Annotated in this window: 17 protein-coding genes; 9 read left to right on the forward strand and 8 right to left on the reverse strand. The window is 51.8% G+C overall.

Annotated elements, in window-relative coordinates; translation table 11 throughout:
* Positions 1–36 precede the first annotated feature (36 nt).
* Both EJN92_RS16895 and EJN92_RS16900 read right to left on the reverse strand, forming a co-directional pair.
* Entirely contained in the window at positions 37–1,758 is a 1,722-nt protein-coding gene (locus tag EJN92_RS16895; protein ID WP_126128887.1) for a bifunctional protein-serine/threonine kinase/phosphatase, read from the reverse strand.
* Between the two features lie 61 nt (positions 1,759–1,819).
* Positions 1,820–3,034, reverse strand: coding sequence for a nitrate/nitrite transporter (locus EJN92_RS16900; RefSeq protein ID WP_126128888.1), 1,215 nt, complete (start codon positions 3,032–3,034; stop codon positions 1,820–1,822).
* Positions 3,035–3,450: 416 nt separating this feature from the next.
* Between EJN92_RS16900 and nirB the strand changes: the two genes are divergently transcribed.
* From nirB to EJN92_RS16920, 4 genes are all read left to right on the forward strand, one after another.
* Complete coding sequence (gene nirB, locus EJN92_RS16905; RefSeq protein ID WP_126128889.1) at positions 3,451–5,880, forward strand: nitrite reductase large subunit NirB; 2,430 nt, start codon at positions 3,451–3,453, stop codon at positions 5,878–5,880.
* A gap of 190 nt (positions 5,881–6,070) precedes the next feature.
* Entirely contained in the window at positions 6,071–6,418 is a 348-nt protein-coding gene (gene nirD / locus EJN92_RS16910) for a nitrite reductase small subunit NirD (RefSeq protein ID WP_126128890.1), read from the forward strand.
* Between the two features lie 251 nt (positions 6,419–6,669).
* Complete coding sequence (locus EJN92_RS16915) at positions 6,670–9,423, forward strand: nitrate reductase (protein WP_126128891.1); 2,754 nt, start codon at positions 6,670–6,672, stop codon at positions 9,421–9,423.
* 497 nt (positions 9,424–9,920) lie between these two features.
* Positions 9,921–10,415, forward strand: coding sequence for a hypothetical protein (locus EJN92_RS16920; protein WP_227869589.1), 495 nt, complete (start codon positions 9,921–9,923; stop codon positions 10,413–10,415).
* A 536-nt stretch (positions 10,416–10,951) separates the two neighbouring features.
* On the opposite strand, the gene EJN92_RS16925 is transcribed toward EJN92_RS16920, so the two are convergent.
* The 5 genes from EJN92_RS16925 to EJN92_RS16945 all read right to left on the reverse strand — a co-directional run bounded on the left by EJN92_RS16925 (position 10,952) and on the right by EJN92_RS16945 (position 17,342).
* Positions 10,952–11,479: a DUF6933 domain-containing protein gene (locus EJN92_RS16925; RefSeq protein ID WP_126128893.1), complete on the reverse strand. Its 528-nt coding sequence runs from the start codon at positions 11,477–11,479 to the stop codon at positions 10,952–10,954.
* Positions 11,480–11,629: 150 nt separating this feature from the next.
* Positions 11,630–12,769, reverse strand: a complete 1,140-nt coding sequence (locus EJN92_RS16930) for an HDOD domain-containing protein (protein ID WP_126128894.1) — start codon at positions 12,767–12,769, stop codon at positions 11,630–11,632.
* A gap of 189 nt (positions 12,770–12,958) precedes the next feature.
* Complete coding sequence (locus tag EJN92_RS16935; protein ID WP_126128895.1) at positions 12,959–13,225, reverse strand: hypothetical protein; 267 nt, start codon at positions 13,223–13,225, stop codon at positions 12,959–12,961.
* Between the two features lie 213 nt (positions 13,226–13,438).
* Positions 13,439–15,712 carry an OPT family oligopeptide transporter gene (locus tag EJN92_RS16940; RefSeq protein ID WP_126128896.1) on the reverse strand — a complete coding sequence of 758 codons (2,274 nt, stop codon included), beginning with the start codon at positions 15,710–15,712 and terminating at the stop codon, positions 13,439–13,441.
* A gap of 337 nt (positions 15,713–16,049) precedes the next feature.
* Positions 16,050–17,342, reverse strand: a complete 1,293-nt coding sequence (locus EJN92_RS16945; RefSeq protein WP_126128897.1) for an MFS transporter — start codon at positions 17,340–17,342, stop codon at positions 16,050–16,052.
* A 269-nt stretch (positions 17,343–17,611) separates the two neighbouring features.
* On the opposite strand from EJN92_RS16945, the gene EJN92_RS16950 reads away from it, so the two are divergent.
* Positions 17,612–18,478 (forward strand): DUF1653 domain-containing protein, encoded by an 867-nt coding sequence (locus EJN92_RS16950; protein WP_157984383.1) that lies wholly within the window; start codon positions 17,612–17,614, stop codon positions 18,476–18,478.
* Between the two features lie 18 nt (positions 18,479–18,496).
* Here the strand turns inward: EJN92_RS16950 and EJN92_RS16955 are convergent, their stop codons facing one another.
* Positions 18,497–19,978 carry a peptide MFS transporter gene (locus EJN92_RS16955; RefSeq protein WP_126128898.1) on the reverse strand — a complete coding sequence of 494 codons (1,482 nt, stop codon included), beginning with the start codon at positions 19,976–19,978 and terminating at the stop codon, positions 18,497–18,499.
* A gap of 308 nt (positions 19,979–20,286) precedes the next feature.
* Here EJN92_RS16955 and EJN92_RS16960 point away from each other — a divergent pair, with 308 nt between their 5' ends.
* From EJN92_RS16960 to dcd, 4 genes are all read left to right on the forward strand, one after another.
* Positions 20,287–21,108 carry an ABC transporter substrate-binding protein gene (locus tag EJN92_RS16960; protein WP_126128899.1) on the forward strand — a complete coding sequence of 274 codons (822 nt, stop codon included), beginning with the start codon at positions 20,287–20,289 and terminating at the stop codon, positions 21,106–21,108.
* 108 nt (positions 21,109–21,216) lie between these two features.
* Positions 21,217–21,684 carry a (2Fe-2S)-binding protein gene (locus EJN92_RS16965; protein WP_126128900.1) on the forward strand — a complete coding sequence of 156 codons (468 nt, stop codon included), beginning with the start codon at positions 21,217–21,219 and terminating at the stop codon, positions 21,682–21,684.
* Positions 21,685–21,909: 225 nt separating this feature from the next.
* On the forward strand, positions 21,910–22,902 hold the full coding sequence (locus EJN92_RS16970; protein WP_126128901.1) for an XdhC family protein: 993 nt from the start codon (positions 21,910–21,912) through the stop codon (positions 22,900–22,902).
* A 130-nt stretch (positions 22,903–23,032) separates the two neighbouring features.
* Complete coding sequence (dcd, locus tag EJN92_RS16975; protein ID WP_126128902.1) at positions 23,033–23,599, forward strand: dCTP deaminase; 567 nt, start codon at positions 23,033–23,035, stop codon at positions 23,597–23,599.
* Positions 23,600–23,613: the final 14 nt, after the last annotated feature.

The raw sequence follows: 23,613 nt of genomic DNA on the forward strand, positions 1-23,613 counted from the left end.
TTTTGACTTTCTTCATAGCGGGCTGAACAGTAAAATTTAACGTACGATCAACACATACAGCAAGAGTAGATTGAGCACGATGGCGCCGACTGCGATGGCGCGCCATAGGGTGGCGGGGTCGCTGTTGACCAGCGGGGTGGCGTTGGGGGCGGGCAGTGGACGGGCGGCACCGCGTTCCAGTGCGAGTAAAAATTCTTCGGCGGTTTCGAAGCGCTCTTGCGGCTCGCGCGCAACTGCTTTGAGCAAGACGTTTTCTAGCCAGATCGGCAGATCGGGGCGGTAGCGGCTAGGCACCACAGCATCGCCAAATTTTGGTCTTTGAAACGGTTCTATCTCACCGTAAGGATAGTGCCGCGTCAGCAGGTAATACAGGGTGACGCCGGTGGCGTAGATGTCGCTCTGAGCGGTGGCCTTGGCACCCTGAAATTGTTCGGGGGCGAGAAAGGACGGGGTGCCGGCCATGTTAAAACTGGCCGATAAATTCTGGTCTTGTGCATCCAGACCAGATTGCGCAACGCCTAGATCGAGAATGCGGATCTCGCCATCTTCGCCCAGATGCACATTGTCTGGTTTAATGTCTCTATGCACAATACTACGTCTATGCAAGGCACCGATGGCACGCACTAATTTGCTGCCGTAGGTGATGACATCGGGCACGGTAAAATGCTGGCCTGCGAGCAGCCGGTTCTGCAGCGAATCACCGGCATGCCAGGTCGACAGGTAGTACAGAAAATTTCTTTGTTCAGGCGTGATCACTTGCGGGAAGAAGCGTGCCACTACCCGCTTGGCAAGCCAGGCTTCATGCGCAAAAGCAGAGCGCTCATGGGCGTCGTTGGCACGATCAGGATGCAGGGTTTTTAACACCAGCTTGCGGTGCTGCACGCTGTCGTTGACCAGGTAGAGCAGGGTGGTCATCGAGGTGTGCAAAATTTCTTCGACCAGGTAGCCGTCTATCATCTGCCCGGGTTTCAGCTTGGGTGGCGCTGGCAGGCTGCGTAGTTCGGATAAGGCATCGCGCAAATCGCCTTCGGGCAGGCTCGTCACTTGCAGCACGATGGCACTGCAATTGTCTTGCGAGCCCGCCGCTAACGCTGCCTGGCACAGAGTTTGACTGGCTAGTTCGGGTGTTAGGCTGTGCTGACTGACTTGTTTTAAGGTATCGCAAATATCGTATTCGCTGAGGGCCGCCCAGACCCCATCGCTGGCGAGTAAAAACACATCGTTCTGACGTACTTCACCCATGCCATGATCGACCGCCAGACGGGTGTCCATGCCGATTGCGCGGGTCAGTACGTGCTGCATTTCCGGTCTATCCCAGACATGGTCTTGCGTCAGTTTTTGTAGCTTGCCAAAGCCATCATCGCGTAGCAAATAGCAGCGGGTATCGCCCACATGCGCGGTGTAATACATACGACCGCGCAGCACCAGTGCCGTCAGGGTACTGGCCATGCCAGCCAATTCGCGCCTTACCGTGCCTTGCTGCTGCACCCAGCTATTGATGGCGACCAGCACTTTCTCTAGTGAGGTGGTGATTTCCCAGGTGTCGGGAGTGGCGTAATAATCGGTCAGCAAACCACGCACCGCATATTCAGAAGCCTCGCGCCCACCCTCGTTACCTGAGACGCCATCGGCAATTGCGGCGATCAAGCCCTTACTAGAAAGCTCGGGCTCGTTCGGCGTGACCATGCCGACGAAGTCTTCATTGCGTGGACGAACTCCCGCCAGCGAGTGGTGGCCAGTGCTAACGATCAGGGGCATAGGTGGATCATCTCATTCGGTGAAAACGTTTTTCCGTCCAGGCGATGGTTTGGTTTTAGATTTAAATCTTAGCAGTGGTCATGGCAGCCGAGCCCCAGGTAGTGCGCCAGCGTTTTTTGACCAATGATAAACCCAATAAGGCGATCACAGCCAGACTGGCGAAGATGGTCAGACCGATCTGGTAGCTGCCGGTGAGCTGGCGTGAATAACCGAGGCTGGAAGCTAAATAGAATCCACCGATACCGCCCGCCATACCCACTAATCCTGTCATCACGCCCATCTCTTTGCGGAAACGTTGCGGCACCAATTGAAACACTGCACCGTTGCCGGTACCCAGTGCCAGCATCGCACCGACAAACACAATCACCGCGCCTATCGCTGATTGTAAGCCGGTAGAAGCGACGAACAAGAAGGCCGCCGCAATCACATACATGATAGAAAGCGTTTTGATGCCACCGATGCGGTCGGCGATACGCCCGCCCATAGGTCTGACCATAGAGCCGGCGAACACGCAGGCGGCGGTGAAGTAACCAGCAGTGATAGGCGATAATCCATATTGAGTATTGAAATAAATCGTCAGGGATGACGCCAATCCCGAGAAGCCACCAAAGGTCACGCTGTAAAAGAACATAAACCACCAGGCGTCCTTGTCTTTTAATACCGCCAGATATTCACCCAATGATTTGCTCGGTACTTCGCCCGGCGCATCCTTGGCAAACACCATGTACACCGCCAGAGCGACCAGCAAGGGGATGATGGCCAGGCCAAATACGTTCTGCCAGCCGAACATAATTGCTAAAGTAGGCGCAAACAGGGCCGCGAAGGCAGTACCAGAATTACCGGCACCGGCGATACCCAGGGCGGTGCCCTGGTGCTCAGGCGGATACCAGCGTGAGGCTAGTGGCAATGCCACTGCAAAAGCAGCACCAGCCACGCCCAAGATGATGCCCAGAAACAGCAATTGCTCATAGCTGTGCAAATTACCCAACCAGGCCCAGCTCAGACCCGCGATCACCACCACCTGGCCGATTAAGCCGGCTTTTTTTGGTTTTAAGTGATCCACCAGCATACCCATCACGATGCGCAGCAAGGCTCCGGCCAGCAAGGGCGTGGCCACCATCAAGCCTTTTTGCGCCGCGCTTAAACCAAGGTCTTTCGCGATCTGTATACCTAGGGGGCCGAGTAAGACCCAGACCATAAAGCTGAGGTCAAAGTAAAAGAAGGAGGCGAGTAAAGTCGGGGTGTGCCCGGCTTTCCAGAATGAGGTTTTTTGCATATTTGCTCCAGCTTATAGGCTAAAAGTTGAGGTCGATTGACGCGGTAATGGCGATGCTAATCTGTGCTATTGCAATTGCCGTGCCACCTGTTTGGGCGCATTTTGCGAACAGCGAAGCGACAAATAGATGCAGATAAGTATTAATGCCGCCCTGAAATTGTGCGATGCACCAAGTGGACAGCGTTAATGCCACTTTTGAGTGCGAAGCGAGCCAGAGCGTAGGATCTTGGTGCCAGCGGCCTGGGCACTTGCACCAAATTAACTTTGGAAAGTGTCTGACTTGTCTATGCTAAATGCTTGATTCTTTTTATTTTTTTCGACTTTTGTATTGTTGTCTGCATAGCCTAAGTCTGGAAAACTAGCGAGCTGGCATTGCTTTTGCTTATACAAGGCTAAGACAAGCAAAGGAGTTGGCCATGAAGAAGTTGAAGCTAGTGATGGTAGGGAACGGTATGGCAGGCGCGCGTACCTTAGAAGAGTTGTTGAAGATCGCCCCCGATCTGTACGATATTACGGTTTTTGGTGCAGAGCCACACGCCAATTACAATCGCATTCTTTTGTCCCCAGTGCTCTCCGGTGAGCAAGCTTTCAAAGACATCATGCTCAATGATGAAGCCTGGTATGCAGAAAACAATATCACCCTGCATCTGGGCAAAAAGATCGTCAAGATCGATAGAGTGAAGCGCATCGTCATTGCCGAAGATGGCACCGAGGCTGAGTACGATCGCTTGCTGATGGCCACCGGCTCTTCGCCGTTTATCTTGCCAGTGCCAGGCAAAGATGCGCGAGGCGTGATTGCCTATCGCGATATTTACGATACCAATACCATGATCGCGGCAGCCGAGAAGCATACTCATGCGGTGGTTATCGGTGGTGGTTTGCTCGGTCTGGAAGCGGCTAACGGCTTGATGATGCGCGGCATGCAAGTGTCGGTGGTGCATTTGCCGGGCTGGCTGATGGAGCGTCAACTCGATCCAGTCGCCGCCAAGATGCTGCAAAAATCTCTGGAAGATCGCGGCCTGAACTTCCTACTGGAAAAAAATACCGAAGCCATCCTGAGTGACGATCAAGGTCAGGTCAAAGGCATACGTTTCACCGATGGTTTAGAAATCCCGGCGCAACTGATTGTGATGGCGGTCGGGATACGCCCGAATACCACACTGGCAGAATCGGCCGGTCTGCATTGCAACCGCGGCATCGTGGTGAATGACACCATGCAAACTTTCGACCCGCGTATCTATTCGGTCGGTGAGTGCGTGAATCATCGCGGCACCGCTTACGGTCTGGTTGCGCCTTTGTATGAAATGGCGAAAGTCTGCGCCAATCATCTGGCCAATTTCGGCATCGCGCGCTACCAGGGTTCGGTCACGTCGACCAAACTCAAGGTCACCGGTATCGATTTGTTTTCGGCTGGCGAATTCATGGGTGGCGCTGACACCGAAGCCATCATCTTGTCTGACCCTATCGGTGGCGTGTATAAAAAGCTGGTGATTAAGGACGATAAATTAGTCGGTGCCTGCCTGTATGGCGATACCTCGGACGGTAGCTGGTATTTCAAATTGCTGCGCGAAGGCAAGAGCATCGCCGAGTTCCGTGACACTCTGATGTTTGGTGAATCGAGTACCGGTGATACTGGCCATGAAGGCTATAGCAAAGCTGCAGCCATGCCCGATACCGCCGAAGTCTGCGGTTGCAACGGGGTTTGTAAAGGCACTATCGTCAATACGATTAAAGAAAAAGGTCTGCTCACTTTAGACGAGGTGCGCAAGCATACCAAGGCTTCTGCTTCTTGCGGTTCTTGCACAGGTTTAGTCGAACAAATCTTGATGTTTACGGTCGGTAGCGATTATAGCGATGTGGCGAAAGTTAAAGCCATGTGTAGTTGTACCGATCACACCCATCAAGAAGTGCGTGATGCAATCAAGGCACAAAAATATCTGACTGTCGCCAGCACCCAGCAAGGCATGAACTGGCGTACCCCTGACGGCTGTTCTAGCTGCCGCCCCGCGATCAATTACTACCTGATCTCAACCTGGCCACGCGAAGCCAAGGACGATCCGCAATCACGCTTCATCAATGAGCGTTCGCACGCGAATATCCAGAAAGACGGCACTTACTCGGTGATACCGCGTATGTGGGGTGGTGAGACCAATGCCTCAGAGTTACGCCGGATTGCCGACGTGGTGGATAAATACCAAATTCCTACCGTCAAAGTGACGGGCGGTCAGCGTATCGATTTACTCGGTGTCAAGAAAGAAGATCTGCGCGCAGTTTGGCAAGATCTGGGCATGCCTTCCGGACTGGCCTACGCCAAGGGCCTGCGTACCGTAAAAACTTGCGTGGGGAGCGAGTGGTGTCGTATGGGTACTCAAAACTCTACCCTGATGGGTCAGCAATTAGAGCGCGAATTAGCCCGCATGTATGCGCCGCATAAAGTCAAATTGGCAGTCTCCGGTTGCCCACGAAACTGCGCTGAATCCGGGATCAAAGACGTAGGGATTATCGGTGTTGAATCTGGCTGGGAAGTGTATGTGGGCGGTAATGGCGGCATCAAAACCGAAGTCGCGCAATTCTTCGTCAAGCTCAAAACCCATGAAGAAGTGATGGAATACACCGGCGCTTTCCTGGAACTATATCGTCAGGAAGGCTGGTACCTGGAGCGCACCGTGCATTATCTGGAACGGGTAGGGCTGGATCACGTCAAGCGCATCGTCCTCGATGACGCTGAGCGCCGCAAAGAGCTGTATGCGAACTTGCTGTTTGCGCTAGAAGGTGAAAGCGATCCATGGCACCAACCAGAAAAAGCACAAGTCGATACGCGTCAGTTTGAGATGCTGAGCGTGTAGTTTTTTAACCCTCTCCCGCGAGCGGGAGAGGGCAGGGTGAGGGCGGTTGAATCGAGCGAAATCTGTGTTTTCTTAGATATTTAAATTTATTGAAAATACCAGCGCATGGCTTGCTCGGTCGCCCTCACCTCTACCCCTCTCGCGCGAGCGGGAGAGGGGAATTAAAATCAAACTAATTGAAGGAAATACCATGTCGCAAGAATGGCAAGCCATCTGTAAAGTCGAAGATATCCCAGTGCTGGGCGCGCGTGTCGTGGTGCGTAGCGCGAAACCCGATGTGGCGATTTTTAGAAATAGTCAAAACAAAATTTTTGCCTTGTTAGATAAGTGTCCGCATAAAGGCGGGCCGCTCTCGCAAGGTATCGTGTTCGGTGAAAAAGTGGCCTGCCCGCTGCATAACTGGAACATAGAATTGCCGACCGGTTGCGCGGTCTCGCCGGACGAGGGTTGCACCCAGAAATTTAGCCTCAAGGTAGAACTAGAGCTGGTGTATCTGGATGCGGCGGAGTTGCGTACGCTGGCGCTGGACGCCAGCTGATCGCCGCATTTCCCCAAAACTTATGCAAAACTGCCCCAGCGTCCTTGTATCCGCCCAGTTTCACGATGAGTACAAGTGTAAGTCTTCGGCGGCACGCCTAGCTGGAACAATTTTGCGTAAGTCCTAAAATAGAGTAAGCACAGTAAATAACAAGATACTCCCCCTAAATTTAAAAAAATTGAGCCAATCGCGCATATAGATATTGGGCGAATAAAAAATACTCGTGGGGAGTATAGATAAAAGGCTAGAAAATGACTGAAACGAAAGCCACCTGTTGTTACTGCGGCGTAGGCTGTGGGGTATTGATACAAAGCGATGGCCAGCAAGTGTTGGGCGTGCGTGGCGATCCGGATCATCCGGCCAATTTTGGTCGACTCTGCAGTAAGGGCAGCACCCTGCATTTATCCGCGCAGCCGCTGCTACAGCAGCAAGTGCGGGCGCTGTATCCCGAAATGCGCAGCAGCCGTGGGCAAGCGCGCCAACGTAGTGACTGGGACAGCTGCCTCGATAGCATGGCACGCCGTTTTGCCGATACCATCCGCGAGCACGGCCCCGATAGCGTCGGCTTCTACGTCTCGGGCCAATTGCTGACTGAGGATTATTATGTCTTCAATAAACTCGCCAAGGGTCTCATCGGCACGAATAACATCGATAGCAATTCGCGTCTGTGCATGTCGAGCGCGGTGGCCGGTTACAAGCAAACTTTGGGTGCCGATGCGCCGCCTGCCTGTTACGAAGATATAGATCTGGCGCAGGTGATTTTTATCGTCGGCTCCAACACGGCGTATGCCCATCCTATTTTGTACCGGCGCATCGAGGATGCCAGAAAAAATAATCCCGAATTAAAAGTCATCGTAGTCGACCCACGCCGCACCGATACTGCGCGTGAAGCCGATTTATTTTTGGCGATCTTGCCTGGCACCGATGTCGCTTTGTTTAACGGCATGCTGCACCTGTGTTTGTGGGAAGACTTGGTCGACACCGCCTATATCGCCGCGCACACCGAAGGTTTTGCCGAGCTCAAACAAACCGTGCGCAGCTATACACCGGCTTTCGTGGCGCAAACCTGTGGCATCCAGGAAGCTGACTTGCTACTGGCGGCGCGCTGGTTCGGGCAATCGAAGGCGACGCTGTCTTTGTATTGTCAGGGTCTGAATCAATCCTCGTCCGGCACCGCAAAAAACGCCGCTTTAATTAATCTGCATCTGGCCACCCATCAGATAGCCAAACCTGGCGCCGGGCCGTTCTCATTGACTGGCCAACCGAACGCCATGGGCGGGCGCGAAGTCGGCGGCATGGCCAATCTGATGTCTGGCCATAGGGATTTGGCAAATCCAGAACATCGCGCTGAAGTGGCCGCGCTGTGGGGTGTGGACGCTGTGCCAGCGCTCCCCGGTAAGACCGCGGTCGAGTTATTTGAAGCGGTCAGACAAGGGCAGATTAAACTACTCTGGATAGTCTGCACCAACCCGGCGCAATCCATGCCCGAGCAAAATCTGATACGCGAAGCCTTGAATAAGGCCGAGCTGGTGATCGTGCAGGAAGCCTATAGCAGCACCGCCACCGTGCCCTATGCCGACATCTTGTTACCGGCCAGCACCTGGGCCGAAAAATCCGGCACTGTGACTAATTCGGAGCGGCGTATCTCGCGCGTCAACGCTGCCATCGCGGCACCGGGTGAGGCGCGCGCCGATTGGCAGATCGCCACTGCCTTTGCCCGCAAGCTAGAAAAATATTTAGATAAGCCATCGACCATATTCCCTTACGAAAGCCCCGAACAAGTCTGGAATGAGCACAGAGAAAGCACGCGTGGGCGCGATCTGGATATCACCGGTCTGTCGTATCAATTATTAGAACAGCAGGGGCCGCAGCAATGGCCGTATCCGACTGGCGCAAGCAGCGGCAAGCAACGCCTGTATCAGGATGGCGTGTTCGCCACCGCTAATGGCCGCGCCAAATTTGTCAATACCCCGTATCTGCCGGTAGCTGAAACGGTTGATCCGCGCCATCCTTTTTCTCTGAATACCGGCCGCCTGCGCGATCAATGGCATGGTATGAGTCGCACTGGCAGCGTGGCGCAATTGTTTTCGCATGTAGCTGAACCGAGTATCAATATGGCGGCGCAAGATATGCAGCGGCGTTTCCTGAAAAATGGCGACTTGGTGCATGTGACGAATAAGCGCGGCTCGCAAATTTTTGCTGTCAGTGAGAGCGATGAGCTGCGTCCCGGGCAAAGCTTTATCGCCATGCATTGGGGCGAAGAATACGTCTCGGGGCGCGGCCATGCCGGTACTGCCAGCACTGGGGTAAATGCCCTGACCTCGTCGGCCTTAGATCCGAGTTCGAAACAACCCGAGCTCAAACACGCGGCGGTAAAAATACTCAAGGCTGAATTGCCATGGCGTTTTGCCGCTTTTGCCTGGGTCGATGCGGCGCAGGCATTTAGTCTACAACTTGCCTTGCGTCCCTTGATGCGTGAATTTGCCTATGCCAGTTGCGTGCCGTTTGGACGCGATCAAGTCGGGGTCTTATTCCGTGCCGCCGATGACTACCCGGCAACACCTGAGTTATTGCAAAAAATCGAGGCAATGTTCGGCATAGCCGGGGCGAGTGTCTTGCGCTACGATGATAATAAACGCGGCAATTCCAGGCACATTATGGTCAAAGACGGCACTCTGGCTGCCGTCGCTTTAGCCGGTGATATTGCGGCCGAAAGCTGGTTGCGGCCCTATCTGCTAGATCAGCAGGCAGTGGCCAAACTAGGTCGCTTATTACTCATGCCTAGCACTAGCGCTCCACAAGGTTTTAAAGCGCGCGGTAAAGTAGTTTGCGCTTGTCTGAACGTGGCTGACAGCGAGATCAATGCTGCACTCGATACGCTCGACGGCACACCTGCCGATATCCTGGCTGGCCTGCAAACCCGCCTAAAATGCGGCACCAACTGCGGCTCTTGCGTGCCAGAACTCAAGAAGATGATCTTTGTGAAGAGTGGGGTAGCGGCCTAACTAAGCGCAACTAAGTCCAACTGAGCCCAGCCAAGCCCGGGTAGTTAAGTTCGCTGACGAAATCGCAGACAGGCACGGGCTTGCCAAATAGCAAGTCTAAAATGCAAGCCTGCCACTGCGCATAGTCCATGCGCTTCTTCTGGTATATCGGCCGGAGAGCCGCATGGAATATGCGCGCGGCAGGTGCAGGTACTAAAATTTCGTACAACTTAATATGCTGCAGCTATTAATTAATGATCATGACAAGGCGAATCAGCCGCGTGTTCCGTAATACTAGAATGTCGTCATTCTCGGCGGATTAGGTTGGTTATTCTTTATTTGCTATTAAACAGCATTTAAGTTGTCGATTCTTCGCTTACAATCACCTTTGTGCGCCAAACTGGCGGATTAATCCAACAAACTTTATCCGTTGCAAGCAGGTCGTAAATCTTATTTACTTCTTTTCCGCATTGTTGATTAATGTTATTCAGCACATGCTCTTAATTTCTCAATCAAAAATGATTTTCAGTCTTTTAATTGCTACGCTATTGCTTTTTTATATATTTATTCCGATGCTCAAGTGGGTGCGATATTTAAGTGCTGCTGTATTGGTCGGTGGTATATATTTACTTTTTTTGCCGTCGATTTATAAGAACTATCAACTTGAGAAAAAAGGCATTCATACGACTGGCATTCTGCTGGCTAAGAAATGTGAAGGCCGGAATAGTCAAATAATTTCCTATAAATTTCAAGTTGAGAATAAGGAATACCTAGGGAAAGGGACGCCAGGAGTTGGAAATCAAACTTGTGAAACGTTTCAGCTTGGTGAGCAAGTTTTTATAACCTATCTTGCTAGTGATCTCGGTATCAATACGCCGGAGCGAGAAGTTCGCAGTGGCGTGTTTCTTAGCCTTATTTTTTCTTTTTCTATGTTCGCTTTTCTTATATGGCTAAACTCGGAACAGACTCGTTTTAGAAAAGAAAAATTGAGCAAGCGAGTGAGAAATGTATAGCTCTACGCTTGATCGAAGCGGACCCGAAGTACTCGAATGCTATTTACTTGGTGGACTCCAACTTTATTGCGTTAGCATTGGAACTTTATGATTGCTCGCATCGCAAATTTTGTCGGTGATATTGACGGACTATGGATTTTATTAACGGTTTTTGTAGGGTAAGGAATGCTCAGCCATGTAGGCTTTGCATGGTTTGTTTATCTGTTTAATCATGACCGTTTTATTCGGCTTGCTGTATGCAGTTTTTTTTGGCAGGTCTCATTTGCCGCCGTCTCAAGACGAATACCGATTGCCCTTATTCTTGTTTTCGGTGGATCGATGGTGTGTGGCGTCGCTTTACTGTCCGGATATGCGCATGTCTTGCTCCCATAGACCCAGTCGAGCAGCAGCGCTACCCTGGTAGATGAATGCAAGGAAAGATGGAGGGTATTTATATTATTTTAGTTGGAATTTTTTCGACTCATTGCGAGCGCTTAGCTGCTTTGAAAAGCTGCTTCTTCTGCTAAGCGTCTATGCTGGTTTTGACTTCAGCTTGGCTAGGAAAGATCTGGTTTTTTCTCGTTCACTAATTCCCTTAAGCGCTCGATCGGACTATCCCCATTTAAGGAGCTATCTGGTCTGCTATTGACGTCAATGACAATTTCTTTAATGTCGGCACTTCCTATTCCTCCAGTATGCTCGATTCGTCGCTGGTATAGATTGCTTAAACTGCTCATGCTCGCCAATGTACCTTTGTTGACTGTCTTCGCCAGTAAAATGGCATCGTAGCCAGTTAATGCGCTTGCGATTTCAGGCTGAGAGAATTTTTCCTGCTCTAAGGCATATTTAATACCGTTAATCAGAATTTGACCAATCGCGTCGATATGTGCTCGTCGAATTTTGGTGACTATGAAATTGAAATGAGTCTTCTCATTGACAAAGATGAGGGCGTCATCGCGCCCGGTTGAGAATAGATTGGCGTACCAGCCACCTAGTAAACTCTCGTCGATCAGCTCTGGAGGTGGCAGCAGAGATTTCAGGCCTATTGAAGTGATTAAAGTTTTAGTGCAATGAAGTGTCAACATGAGGCGATTTTTTTTAGCTAAATTTTATGGTCGAGCTTAGTATTTTTGAGTATTTGATTGGTTTGCTTTTGCACTTGCCTCAAAGGGCAATCTTAAGTGTGAATCAAAAAATGTGATTTGATTATGGCTCTAGCCTAGGTGCGGATTTTTTCAGTATTGTGTCACTTGATTCAAATTTTCGAAGCAGGCCAGTTGTGCCGTGCTTAGCCCAGATTTGACAGTGTCATCGATGATTTTGATTTGTCTTTGATTGGCTAAAATGCGCATTTTAGCCAGCAAGTCGGCGTCGTGTAGCAGGCAGCCTAGTTCGCTCCAGACGATAGGCTTGCTGCCTGGCGTTTGCTGCTGCAAGGCGACTAAGACTTCAGCCGGGAAGCCCCAGCGTTGCGCGATCCGGTAAGAGAGCGTGGCGGCGACTGAGCTAAATGTTTGCTGGAAAGCGCGCGAATAAGAAAATTTTGGCTGCTCACACACTTGGTCGAGCAGGCGAAAGGCAATGATCAGTCCTACATTTTTGATCATGCCTGTGAGAAAGGCCTCAAATGGATCAAGCACAATCGCCAGCTCACGGCAGGCGATCGCGCATTTTTCGGATTGCGCCCAGATATGCGGGGCAGCACGTCGGGTGTACAGACCAGAATTGAGATTGATGATGGGGCGGAACGCGACTTTTGCGATCAGCAGGCGCAGGCCATCTTCGCCTAACATCATGACCGCATTTTCAAGGTTGTTGATGCGGTCGGCCGGATTGTAAAGCGCGCTGTTGACCGCATTGATGACTTCACCCACCAACACCACGTCTTTGACAATCTGCCGTGAAATCTCACCATTCGAGATGCTGCGACTGCGCAAGCTAGCCAGCAGTTGCGGAATGATGGTCGGTACACGTGGCACTACGATGGCGTCGTTCAGGTCTGAGCTTAATAAGCCAAATAGCGCTTGCAGTACTTTTTGCTCTATCTCTAGATTGCAGCCTTCGCCTGGGTAGGCCATGATCCAGTCGAAAAATAGGCTGTCTATCGGTAATTGCGGCTTCCACGGGCTAAAAACGGATGGCTCGGGGCTGCCGGCAACAGTTAGCTCTTGCTTGGCATCGCCAAGCATCGGTGCCGTTGTTGGTATAGCCGTTGGGATAGCCGTCGGGACTATCGGCGCATTAATTTCGGGATTAAGGGCTGGTTGTATTGTGGATACAGATGGCGGCGCTGCGGCTAGTGGCGTGCTGGCTTTGGGCTCAGGCGCAGTCGAGGATGAAAACTGCTTGAAGAAATTTCTCAGAGTATTTCTCATGGAGTTCCTTTTTTCATTTTTTTCGACTAGCTGCGTAGCACTATCTCAGCCTGATGGCGAGAGTTTAAAACGATAGCACGACTTCGACGACTTGGTCTTGCTGTCGGTAAAAACGTTTTTCTGCACAACACCGCTGGCGCGGGAGCTAGCTGGCGCTGTGCCAGACGTATCCCGACTGACTGCAAAATCTTAAATCTTTTCCATCTCTTCAGGATCAAGAGCAATCACATGGGTTTGCAATAGACCGTGCTCGTCGTGCCATTCGCGCATCACGCATGGTTGGCCTTCTTCGTCTATCGCCATGACTTTGAAAAAATTGCCTATCATCGATTCGATCAAAATTCTTTCTTCTTCGGGAAAGCTCTTGATGAATTTTTTGCTGAGGGTGACGACGCGCACGATATCGCCTAAGGCGACGACTTGGTTTTTGCTGTCTAGCAGTTTGGGATCGGACATGGAATGACTTTCAGTGGAGTTTGCTGCATTTTAAGCGCATTCACAAATCGATGGCGCACTATCTATGCGGCTGCTGGCAGATAATCGGGCTGCGAGGCGCATGTTTATTGCGCCTAGGTTTTTTGTTTTGAATAAAACAGGGGCTTAAACCGTACTGCGTTTAAGCCCCTCTTTGTTTAGCTAGCCTTGGCGGCGGATGACTTGCTAGTCAGCTTACGCAGCTGGTTTATTTTTCTCGCGCGCGACCCAAAACAAACCAAGCACGATCAGGGCATACGGCAGCATAGACAGACCGTTGGCGTTGATACCTTCAAAGAAAGGATTATTCGCAGTTGCCCAGTCGCCCAGTTTCTTGTCGAAATCGGTCAGGATGCCGGCGGTAAACGCGATCACAATGCCGCCTAGCGCGCCACCTGCGATATAGCCCGATGCCAGCAAAGTGCCAGAGCCACTGTCGCCAGCGGCTTGTTGTTCTTCCTCACTGAGATTTTTGTTTTGCTCCAGCTTGTTATTTCTGCGGTCAACCAGATAACGTATTATGCCGCCGACAAACAAGGGTGCGGAAGACGACAGCGGCAGATACACACCGACCGCGAAGGCCAGCGATGGAATACCTGCCATCTCTAGTACCAGTGCAATCATGACGCCAAACAGCACCAGGGTCCACGGCAACTGTCTATCCAGTATCCCTTTGATGATGTAAGACATCAGCACCGCCTTAGGCGCATCGTACTTTTTCACTTCGGTGCCGTCCGGACGTTTGTTATATGCGCCGTTGATGCCCGGGTCGACCAGATACACTGCTTTGCCTGCATTATCGACCAGGTATTTACCGGCAGGGCCACCGACAGTATCGCTCTTATGCCAGACCTTATACGTGCCTTGGTCTTGCTCGGCTTGCGGACCTTGCAGTTGGGCCGTGTCGCTCAGTTTGGACGCGTCGGTCATCAAGCTTGGTGCCACTTGTGCAGCAGGGACGTAGACCGTGCCGGCATCATTGAGTTTGAGCAGGATAGGGCCCAAGATCAGTGCGGAAGACAGCGCGCCAGCCAAAATCGCGTACTGCTGCAAGCGCGGTGTAGCGCCGAGTATGTAGCCGGTTTTTAAATCTTGCGAGGTAGTGCCAGCGTTACTCGATGCGATACAGACGATGGCGCCTACTGACAGCGCGGTGACGTAATATTGGCCACCAGTCCAGCCCATGATCAGGAAAATCAGACAGGTGAACAACAGGGTGGCAACCGTCATGCCCGAGATAGGATTGGACGAAGAGCCGATTTCACCCGTCAGGCGCGACGACACGGTGGCGAACAGGAAGCCAAATACCAGGATCAATAAAGCGCCCAGTAAATTCATGTGCAGCGGGGTGGCGAAGGTAATCACCGCGATGATAGACAGTGCGCCTATCAATACCCATTTCATAGGGATGTCTTGGTCGGTACGAAGACGTACTTCGGCGGCACGTGGTGCACCGCTTTGATCGGTTTTTTTCAAGCCAGATAGTCCTGCCGATAAACTGCGCCAGATAGTAGGCATGGCGCGTACCAGACTGATTAAGCCACCTGCCGCAACCGCACCGGCACCGATGTAAAGCACGTAAGCGCTGCGCACATCATGCGGACTCATTTCGCTAATCAGTTTGACGCCCGGGCTCAAAGGCACACTGAGCGAGTCGCCAAAAAATTTGATCATAGGGATTAACAGCAGATACGACATGACACCGCCAGCGGCCATCACAGAAGCAATCTTAGGGCCGATGATGTAGCCGACGCCGAGTAGTTCAGGCGAGACTTCTATCCCCATCGAGCCACCCTTGAGCGGCGCGCCAAAGGCGACTTCAGGCGTATCTTTCCAGCCTTTAAAAGCGACGTTGATGACCTTGTACAAAATACCGACCGCGAAACCGCCGAAGATGATGGCGGCGCGTTTGCCCGCCTCATCTTGTGCGTGCGGATTGCTGCTTTCACCGGCGGCAGCACGCGATGAATCGGTCGCTGCGGCTTTCAGGACTTCGGCGCAGGCAGTGCCTTCCGGGTATTTCAGTACACCGTGGTTTTCAACGATCATGGCGCGGCGCATAGGGATCATTAATAAAATACCCAATAAACCGCCGAGTACCGCAACCAAGGCGACCCGTGAGATTTCCAGATCGAAACCTAAAATCAAAATCGCGGGCATGGTGACACCCAGACCAAAGGCGATCGACTCGCCGGCTGATCCTGCAGTCTGGGTAATGCTGTTTTCTAAGATGGTTGAATCTTTTCCGCCTAGCTTATTGATCAGTCGAAAAAACGTGATGGCGATCACCGCGACCGGAATGGAGGCGCTGACCGTGAGGCCGACTTTGAGTACCAGATACAGCGAGGATGCTCCAAAAATCATCCCCAGTACCACGCCCATCACGAGCGCGCGCAGGGTGAATTCGGGAAGCACGGCCGAGGCCGGGATATACGGTTTAAATTCGGGAGCGGCGATTTCTTTTGGCATTTTTCTACCTTATTGTGGTGTCAAATCTAGGCTGATGCATCGTGTACGCCAGCCTGCTGCGTTGATCGTGCCTTAGTGTCTCCGCCAAGGCGCATCAAAAATAGGACTTACGAAAAACCGCCCCTGCGTCGTTGTATCCGCCTTGCCGTACTAAAGTACTGTCTTCGGCGGTACGCCTAGCCGGAGCAATTTTGCGTCAGTCCTAAAAAACTCAGAGCAAAATACTGAGTCTGGGCATTATCCCGCTTTTTACTCTGCCTATGCAATCTCCGTGACTAGCAAATTAGCTAATGTGCTGACTCTGTTGTATTCGCTTTGCTGCGTCTTTACCCATTTTTTACTTATTATCTTGCGTGCTCAAACTAGGTAAGACCTTAATACTGCGAATCAGGGGATTTCTCCATGCCAGTACAGTCAGCAATAGTGCCAAGATGCCGGCGAACCCCAGGGCATAGCGTAAGCCTAGATGTTCGCCCAGCCAGCCACCGATCAGGGCTCCGGGGCCAGCCGGCAGCAGGATCAGCCAGCGCATGGTACTAGTCATGCGACCCAGCATGGGTTCTGGCGTGACCGCCTGGCGTAGCGCCAGAAAATTAATGAAAATTAGCACACCACCGACTGAAAAACACGCCAGCATTACGGCAAATGCGGCGATGCCCCAGGCGTTCGCCGGCGCGATCGCCAATAGACACCAACCCAGGCTGCAGACCGCGACGCCCAGTACCATACAGGGCCCAGGACCCAGGCTGCGACTGATGCGATTGCCGTAGACACTGGCAATGATGGTGCCCACCCCCATGCCCATATAACTGAGACCTACCGCCTGCTCAGATAAGCCCAGGATGCGGGTGGCGAATAAAATTTGCACCACCAGCGCGGCGTTGTAGCAGAGTTGCCAGGTGCCGACCATCAGGGCCAAAGTAATTAGTAGTGGTTTGTGGGCGACAAAGCGCACACCGGCTTTTAGATCGGTCCAGAAGTGGGCATCTTCGCGTACCGGGCGTATCTCTAGAATTTTGATGCCACGCAGTATCAGTGCCGAGCTTAGCAATAACAGCGCATCGGCCAGTAAAGCTAAGGGCGCACCGAGCAATTTAATCAAAGCACCAGCGCTAGCTGGCCCCGCTACTTCGGCACCGGAAGTGGCTAGCGCATTTTTTGCATAGGCTTCTACCAGTCTTTCGCGCGGTACGATTTGCGTCAGTACAATCTGCGCGGCGGTACCAGCGGTGGTATTGACTGCACCAATCAGAAAACCGACCACATACAGCCAGCGCATATCCAGGTAACCCAGCCACCATGCCAAAGGCACGCTTGCAACACCGACAGCGATCATGCTCTCGCCGACAATATACACAGGGAGCTTTTTGACGCGGTCTAACCAGACGCCGGACGGCAGCGAAAGTAAAACAAAGGGCAGGGTTTCCATAAAAATCAGGATACCCATCTGGGTTGGGCTGGCCTTTAGCAGTACGGCCGCCGTCAAAGGCAGGGCCAGCATGGTGATTTGCGCACCGAAGGAGCTGATCAGGATCGAGGTCCAGAGACGCCGATAGACGAGGTCGCGCAAGAGATCGCGTTTCGGCAAAGAAAAGCGGGACGAGATACTTTGTCTGAGAGAGATAAACATTTTTTACCTATATTGTTTGCTCGCCGCCTTATGAGTAGTAAGCAAATTTAAGCATTTTGCACTCACCTCTATGCACGTAGTTCCGGACGAGGCAAGAGAGCAGAAGGAGGGGCTTGCAATGAGATTTCAAGAAAATAAGCGAGGGCTAGGTATTTTCTTGGGTAAATTAATTCGAGCAGCGTTTACAATGCTGCAAATGTGCACCAGAGTTTTTTATTATTCTAGATTGAGTGCCTATTTTAATTTTAGTTCCCGCAGGATGGTAAACAATGTTTGAAAAACCGATAGTAATGATCGACTTTGAGACCTCGGGCATGAGTCCGGATCAAGGCGATCGCGTGACCGAAGTGGCAGCGTTGCGAATTGTGGGCGGTGCCGTGGTGGATAGATATGTCTCGCTGATTAACTGCAATGTGCGGATTTCTTCCTTCATCACACAATTGACCGGCATTACCCAGTCCATGGTGAACCGCGCACCTTCATCTACCGAAGTGATCCCTGAATTACTTGAGTTCATAGGTAAAGATACCTTGGCTGCTCACAACGCCAGTTTTGATGAGAAATTTTTACAAGCCGAGAGTGCACGACTGGGCTTGCGTTCGCAACACGATGGTCTGATTTGTTCGGTGAAGCTGGCGCGCCGTGTGTATCCAGGTTTAAGCTCGTATTCGCTAGGAGCTCTGGCCGCAAGTCTGGGCATACGTTTTAAAGGCAATGCGCACAGAGCCGAGGCGGATGCCGAAGTGGCATCGGCTTTGCTGTTGCAGGTGGGTGCAGATCTGAGCGAACGTTATGGCATGCGTAGTGTGGCACCGTCACTGCTACAGCAAATCAATAAGCTGACAGCTGCCAAGGTGCCTGCCTATCTGGATAAACTGAACGCACCTCCAACTGTCATCGTCAAACCAGCTGCAGCCGCTAGAGCCTCGAAAAAGACAGTCAGTCAGCCGCAGCTGTATCGCCATTATAAAGGCGGCATTTATGAGCTGGTGTGCGAAGCCACCCAAGAGTCCGATCTGACGCCGGTGATCGTGTATCGCTCACACAATGGTAGTGTTTGGACCCGGCCTAAAGAGGTGTTTTTTGAGATGGTGGAAGTCAACGGAGTGATGCTGCAACGCTTCACCCCGTTGTAGTTATAGACTGCGCGGTGCTCAGGACTGCGAGGGCGCTGCGCTAGTCGGATTGTCTTTAATCAGCCTGCGCAAGGTCGGCACCAGGATCACCATCAAAACACCAACGGCGACGCTACCCCAACCCAAGTTTGAAAAAATACTGTAATAGGTCGGGTTGGTGGAATGTGCCAGGCCTTCAGTTGCTTCTGGAATAAAGCCCGAGAAGTAGCTCGATAATACCGATGCTACACCTGTGCACAGCATAAACGTCCCCATCATCAGACCCTGGTATTGACGTGGGGCCAGCTTACCTATCATGGCGTAGCCGACTGGTGAAATCAGTAGTTCTCCCAGACTCTGTAGCAGGTAGCTGATGGCTATCCATTTAAACGCACTCAAGCCATCGGCACCGGCCAGCGAAATGCCCAGCGGCAGCACTAAAAAGCCAGCACCGATCAAGAGTAGGGAGGCGGCGAACTGTCTTGGAATATCAATGTTCCAGCCTTTGGCGCGCAACTTGTCAAACCAGATCGCTACCAGTGGGCCGCCGACCATAATCGCGAAGCTATTGATGTTTTGTATCCACTGCGGTGCGATCTCTATACCCCACACCATGCGATTGACATTATTCACCGCAAATAATTGCAGACCGACTGGTGCCATGGTGTAAGAAGTCCAAAACACTAAGGAGCCCAGGGTCAGCATCAGATAGGCCCACATATTATTGCGTTCTCTGAGGTCCTTATGTTTGAGCGTCAGCACGGTCAAGATGATCGCTATCAGTATGCCTATGCTGATCACCAGATTGCCGCTCAATTCTGCGTGTTGCAGCATCACATGTACTAAGGGCACCAAGCCGACCAGGATCGCCAGGCCAACCAGGAAGCGCCACTTAAATTGCTGAGGGGTGGCGTCTAATAAACGGGTATTCAAATCGCCCAATACTTTCCAGTTAAACCCGGCCAACACGATCGCGAGAAAATTTCCTACGGTGGCGAAGATGAACAGGCTAGGGTAGTCTTCCTGCAATTGGAAGTAACCGGCTACCGTAAAGCCAACAAAAAAACCCAGATTCATACCCGCGTAATTCCACAGGAAGGCACTTTCGCGGCGCGTATCTTCGGGCTTAAATCTTTGCGTCAGCATCAGGTTAAGGCAGGTGACATTGAGACCGCTGCCGGTCAGGAAAAACGCCAGTCCCCAATATAATTGCGACACCGAGCCACCGGCAATGCAGGCACAGCCTATGACTTGCGCCACCATGCCGCCAACAAACAGGTTGCGGTTACTCATGAAGCGCCCGCCCAAATAGCCGCCGAATAAATGTAGGCCATAGTTAAAGGCACCAAACACGCCCATGATGGCGGTCGCATCCTTGGCACTGAAATTGAGCTTCTTTGTGGCGTACAGAACCAGCGTCGAGTACAGAACGGCAAACCCGAGGGTGGCAAAAATTTGTATAAAAAATAGAGCGCCAGCACCTTCGGGGATGGCGGAAATTTTTTGTTTGAGGGTTAGCACACGGGTCTCCGGGTTATTTTTATTGATTTGTAGGACTTACGCAAAACCGCCCCAACTTTGTTGTATTCGCCCCTAGTCGTCCATCGTACAAAAGTACTGTCTTCGGGGGTACGCCTAGCTGGGATAATTTTGCATAAGTCTTAAGTGGTCTGGCATTGTAAATCAAGAGTCTAAAAATTTTGTAGGGATCTTTCGTCTAGGAAATGAACGAACTGCCTGTCTGGTCCACTCTAAACAAGCAATCCGGATATTTTGTGCGTTTCAGTGAAAAAGCATGCGAAAATTGCAGACTAACTATTGGAGAGTCTATGTCTTATCTGAACCGGAAACGGGCGCTGCTATTGAGCCTGGTTTTATTCTGTCACGGTGCCAGTCTCACTGCCCATGCCGAATCGGTACTGCGCTTGTCGACTACGACCAGCACCGAAAATTCTGGTTTGCTCAAAGTCTTGTTGCCGCAGTTTGAGGCGCAGACGCATATCAAGGTTCATGTGATTTCTGTTGGTACTGGCAAGGCACTGGAGCTGGCCAAGAATGGCGACGTCGATGTAACGCTGGTGCATGCCCGCGCTGCCGAAGATAAATTTATGGCTGAAGGCCATGGCGTCAATCGACGCGATGTCATGTACAACGATTTCATCATTGTCGGGCCAGTTGAGGATGCCGCTGGCATCAAAGGCAGTCGTGATGTGATTGCAGCGATGCGCAAAATCGTCGCAGCGAAAGTTAAGTTTGTGTCGCGCGGAGATAATTCTGGCACCGATCAAATGGAACAAGCTTACTGGAAAGAGGTTGGCGCTAAACCGCAGGCGGGCGCTTACGTGTCGGCGGGCCTGGGCATGGGCGAGGTCTTGACCATGGCCGCGCAAATGCAGGCCTATACCCTGACCGATAGAGCTACTTACGGTGCTTATCGTGCTAAGACTGGGCTGGCTGTACTGGTTGAGGGGGACGCTAAGATGTTTAATCCGTATGGCATCATCGCGGTGAATCCTGCAAAGTACAAGGATATCAATATTGAGGGCGCCAATAGCCTGATAAACTGGCTCACTTCCGCACCAGGTCAGGCCGCCATCAATGCTTTTAGAGTAGATGCTCAGCAGTTGTTTTTTGCTGCATATAAAAAATAAGCATCGCGCTGAGGTGGCGATAATGCACAATGCCAGTCTAAGCAAAACCTCAGCCTGATGTGCACGCTGATAAAGAGGGTTTCAAACTGAAACCAGATGGAGACAAAAATGACGATCAGTTTCAAGATGAATGGTAAGCCTGTAACCTGTAATTCTGCCGACGATACCCCGCTGTTGTGGGTGATCCGCGATGAATTGGGATTGACCGGCACTAAATTTGGCTGCGGTGCGGCGCTGTGTGGTGCCTGTACCGTGCATCTGGACGGCGCGCCAGTGCGCTCTTGCCAAACGCCGCTCGCTAGCGTGGCCGGTAAAGAGGTGGCGAGCATAGAATCATTATCGAGCGATAATTCGCATGTCTTGCAAAAGGCCTGGATCGCCCACGATGTACCGCAATGTGGCTACTGCCAATCGGGCCAGCTGATGAGTGCTGCCGCGCTTTTGGCGGAGAATAAAAATCCTAGCGATAGCGATATCGACAATGCCATGAGCGGCAATATCTGCCGCTGCGGCACCTATCCGCGCATCCGTGCTGCCATCAAGAGCGCAGCTGCTGAGCTGCGTACAAGTAAGTAACTTATTTGGGAACTTCTAAAAACCCATAATCGTGCGCATCGCGGCGTTACAAATCCTCGCAATACCGACGTATTGCTCCGGTTTGCGCCTTGCGCTGCATCCCGATTAACGGGTTTTTAGAAGTTCCCGTTTTCGATTGCCCAGTATCCATGCGCCTTCCAGCCCATTTTAGGTCTGCAAGGCGCATGGATACTGCGCATAGCGTTTTGGCTTTGAGGTAGAGCAATGGATAGTATCGATCTGGAAGTCTTGAAAACCTGTGATCTCTGGCTTACTGGCGGACAGCAGGTGGCGCTGGTGACGGTGATCAAGACCTGGGGCTCTAGTCCCAGACCAGTAGGGGCAACGCTGGCTATTTGTGAGGACGGACGCGTGGTCGGCTCGGTTTCCGGTGGTTGCATCGAGGATGATCTGATTGATAGAGTCAAGCGTGAAGGTATCAATCTCGGGCGGCCTGAGCTGCTTACCTATGGCATCACGGCCGATGAAGCGCATCGTTTCGGTCTGCCTTGCGGCGGCACCATACAATTGGCGATAGAGCCGCTGTCTGAAAAAAGCCGGATTCCAGAGTTATTGCAACGCCTGAGTAAGCATGAATTAGTGGCGCGCCGACTCGCTTTAGACTCCGGTCTGGTCAGTTTACTGCCAGCCGCGCCGGAAGATAATTTGAATTTGTCTGAGCAGGCGCTCACTAGCATCCATGGTCCGCGTTGGCGACTCTTGATCATCGGTGCCGGGCAATTGTCGCGCTTTTTGGCCAGTATTGCGCTGGCCATGGATTATCTGGTGACGGTTTGCGATCCGCGTGAAGAATATCGTGATGGCTGGCAAGTGGAGGGCGTGCAAGTGCTGCATGCCATGCCGGACGATCTGGTGCTAGAGATGCGCCTGGATAGCCGCAGCGCAGTGCTGGCGCTCACGCACGACCCTAAGCTCGACGATCTGGCCTTGATGGAAGCTTTGAAGTCGCCAGCATTTTACGTCGGTGCGATAGGTTCCAGGTTAAATAACGCAAAACGGCGTGAGCGACTCAAAGAGTTTGATCTGACTGAAGATCAATTGGCCAGGCTACATGGCCCGGTCGGTATGTACATAGGCAGCAAGACTCCGGCAGAAATCGCTATTTCTATTTTGGCGCAATTGACGGCAGTCAAGAATCATGTGCCTTTAGCGGCGGCACTGTCGATAGCGCAGGCCAAAAGCGTGCTGGCATCTTGAGTAAAAACTTCTGCAATTTGGATAAAGCGCGAATTTAAGCAAGCTTTGCCGATTTTTAGCTGGCTAAACGCAGATTTACTCACTGAATTCGCGTAAAATTCCACCCAACATCAATTGGCAGGAGTAAGGCATGAGTATTAAGTCAGACAAGTGGATACGCCGCATGGCGGAGCAGCAGGGCATGATAGAGCCGTTTTCGCCAGGCCAGGTACGCGAAGAAAACGGTCAGAAAATCGTTAGCTACGGCACTTCATCGTATGGTTACGATATACGCTGTGCCGATGAGTTCAAGATTTTTACCAACATCAATAGCACCATCGTCGATCCTAAGAATTTTGACGAAAAATCCTTCGTCGATTTTAAGGGCGATGTCTGCATCATCCCACCTAACTCATTTGCGTTAGCACGCACCATAGAATATTTCCGTATTCCACGTAGCGTATTGACGATCTGTCTGGGTAAATCAACCTATGCGCGTTGCGGCATCATCGTCAACGTAACCCCGTTCGAGCCAGAGTGGGAAGGTTATGTGACGCTGGAATTTTCCAACACCACCCCCTTGCCAGCCAAGATTTACGCTGGTGAAGGCTGCGCTCAGGTCTTGTTTTTTGAGAGCGACGAAATTTGCGAAACTTCGTACAAAGACCGTGGCGGCAAATATCAAGGACAACGCGGTGTGACTTTGCCTAAGGCCTAGGTTTTAAACTTCAA

Origin of the sequence: Undibacterium parvum (assembly GCF_003955735.1) — a bacterium.
GTDB lineage: Bacteria > Pseudomonadota > Gammaproteobacteria > Burkholderiales > Burkholderiaceae_D > Undibacterium > Undibacterium parvum.

Excerpts from the sequence above, each read along its gene's own strand:
- EJN92_RS16895 (WP_126128887.1), bottom strand. The coding sequence starts at position 1,758 with ATGCCCCTGATCGTTAGCACTGGCCACCACTCGCTGGCGGGAGTTCGT.
- EJN92_RS16900 (WP_126128888.1), bottom strand. The coding sequence starts at position 3,034 with ATGCAAAAAACCTCATTCTGGAAAGCCGGGCACACCCCGACTTTACTC.
- nirB (WP_126128889.1), top strand. The coding sequence starts at position 3,451 with ATGAAGAAGTTGAAGCTAGTGATGGTAGGGAACGGTATGGCAGGCGCG.
- nirD (WP_126128890.1), top strand. The coding sequence starts at position 6,071 with ATGTCGCAAGAATGGCAAGCCATCTGTAAAGTCGAAGATATCCCAGTG.
- EJN92_RS16915 (WP_126128891.1), top strand. The coding sequence starts at position 6,670 with ATGACTGAAACGAAAGCCACCTGTTGTTACTGCGGCGTAGGCTGTGGG.
- EJN92_RS16920 (WP_227869589.1), top strand. The coding sequence starts at position 9,921 with ATGATTTTCAGTCTTTTAATTGCTACGCTATTGCTTTTTTATATATTT.
- EJN92_RS16925 (WP_126128893.1), bottom strand. The coding sequence starts at position 11,479 with ATGTTGACACTTCATTGCACTAAAACTTTAATCACTTCAATAGGCCTG.
- EJN92_RS16930 (WP_126128894.1), bottom strand. The coding sequence starts at position 12,769 with ATGAGAAATACTCTGAGAAATTTCTTCAAGCAGTTTTCATCCTCGACT.
- EJN92_RS16935 (WP_126128895.1), bottom strand. The coding sequence starts at position 13,225 with ATGTCCGATCCCAAACTGCTAGACAGCAAAAACCAAGTCGTCGCCTTA.
- EJN92_RS16940 (WP_126128896.1), bottom strand. The coding sequence starts at position 15,712 with ATGCCAAAAGAAATCGCCGCTCCCGAATTTAAACCGTATATCCCGGCC.
- EJN92_RS16945 (WP_126128897.1), bottom strand. The coding sequence starts at position 17,342 with ATGTTTATCTCTCTCAGACAAAGTATCTCGTCCCGCTTTTCTTTGCCG.
- EJN92_RS16950 (WP_157984383.1), top strand. The coding sequence starts at position 17,612 with ATGTTTGAAAAACCGATAGTAATGATCGACTTTGAGACCTCGGGCATG.
- EJN92_RS16960 (WP_126128899.1), top strand. The coding sequence starts at position 20,287 with ATGTCTTATCTGAACCGGAAACGGGCGCTGCTATTGAGCCTGGTTTTA.
- EJN92_RS16965 (WP_126128900.1), top strand. The coding sequence starts at position 21,217 with ATGACGATCAGTTTCAAGATGAATGGTAAGCCTGTAACCTGTAATTCT.
- EJN92_RS16970 (WP_126128901.1), top strand. The coding sequence starts at position 21,910 with ATGGATAGTATCGATCTGGAAGTCTTGAAAACCTGTGATCTCTGGCTT.
- dcd (WP_126128902.1), top strand. The coding sequence starts at position 23,033 with ATGAGTATTAAGTCAGACAAGTGGATACGCCGCATGGCGGAGCAGCAG.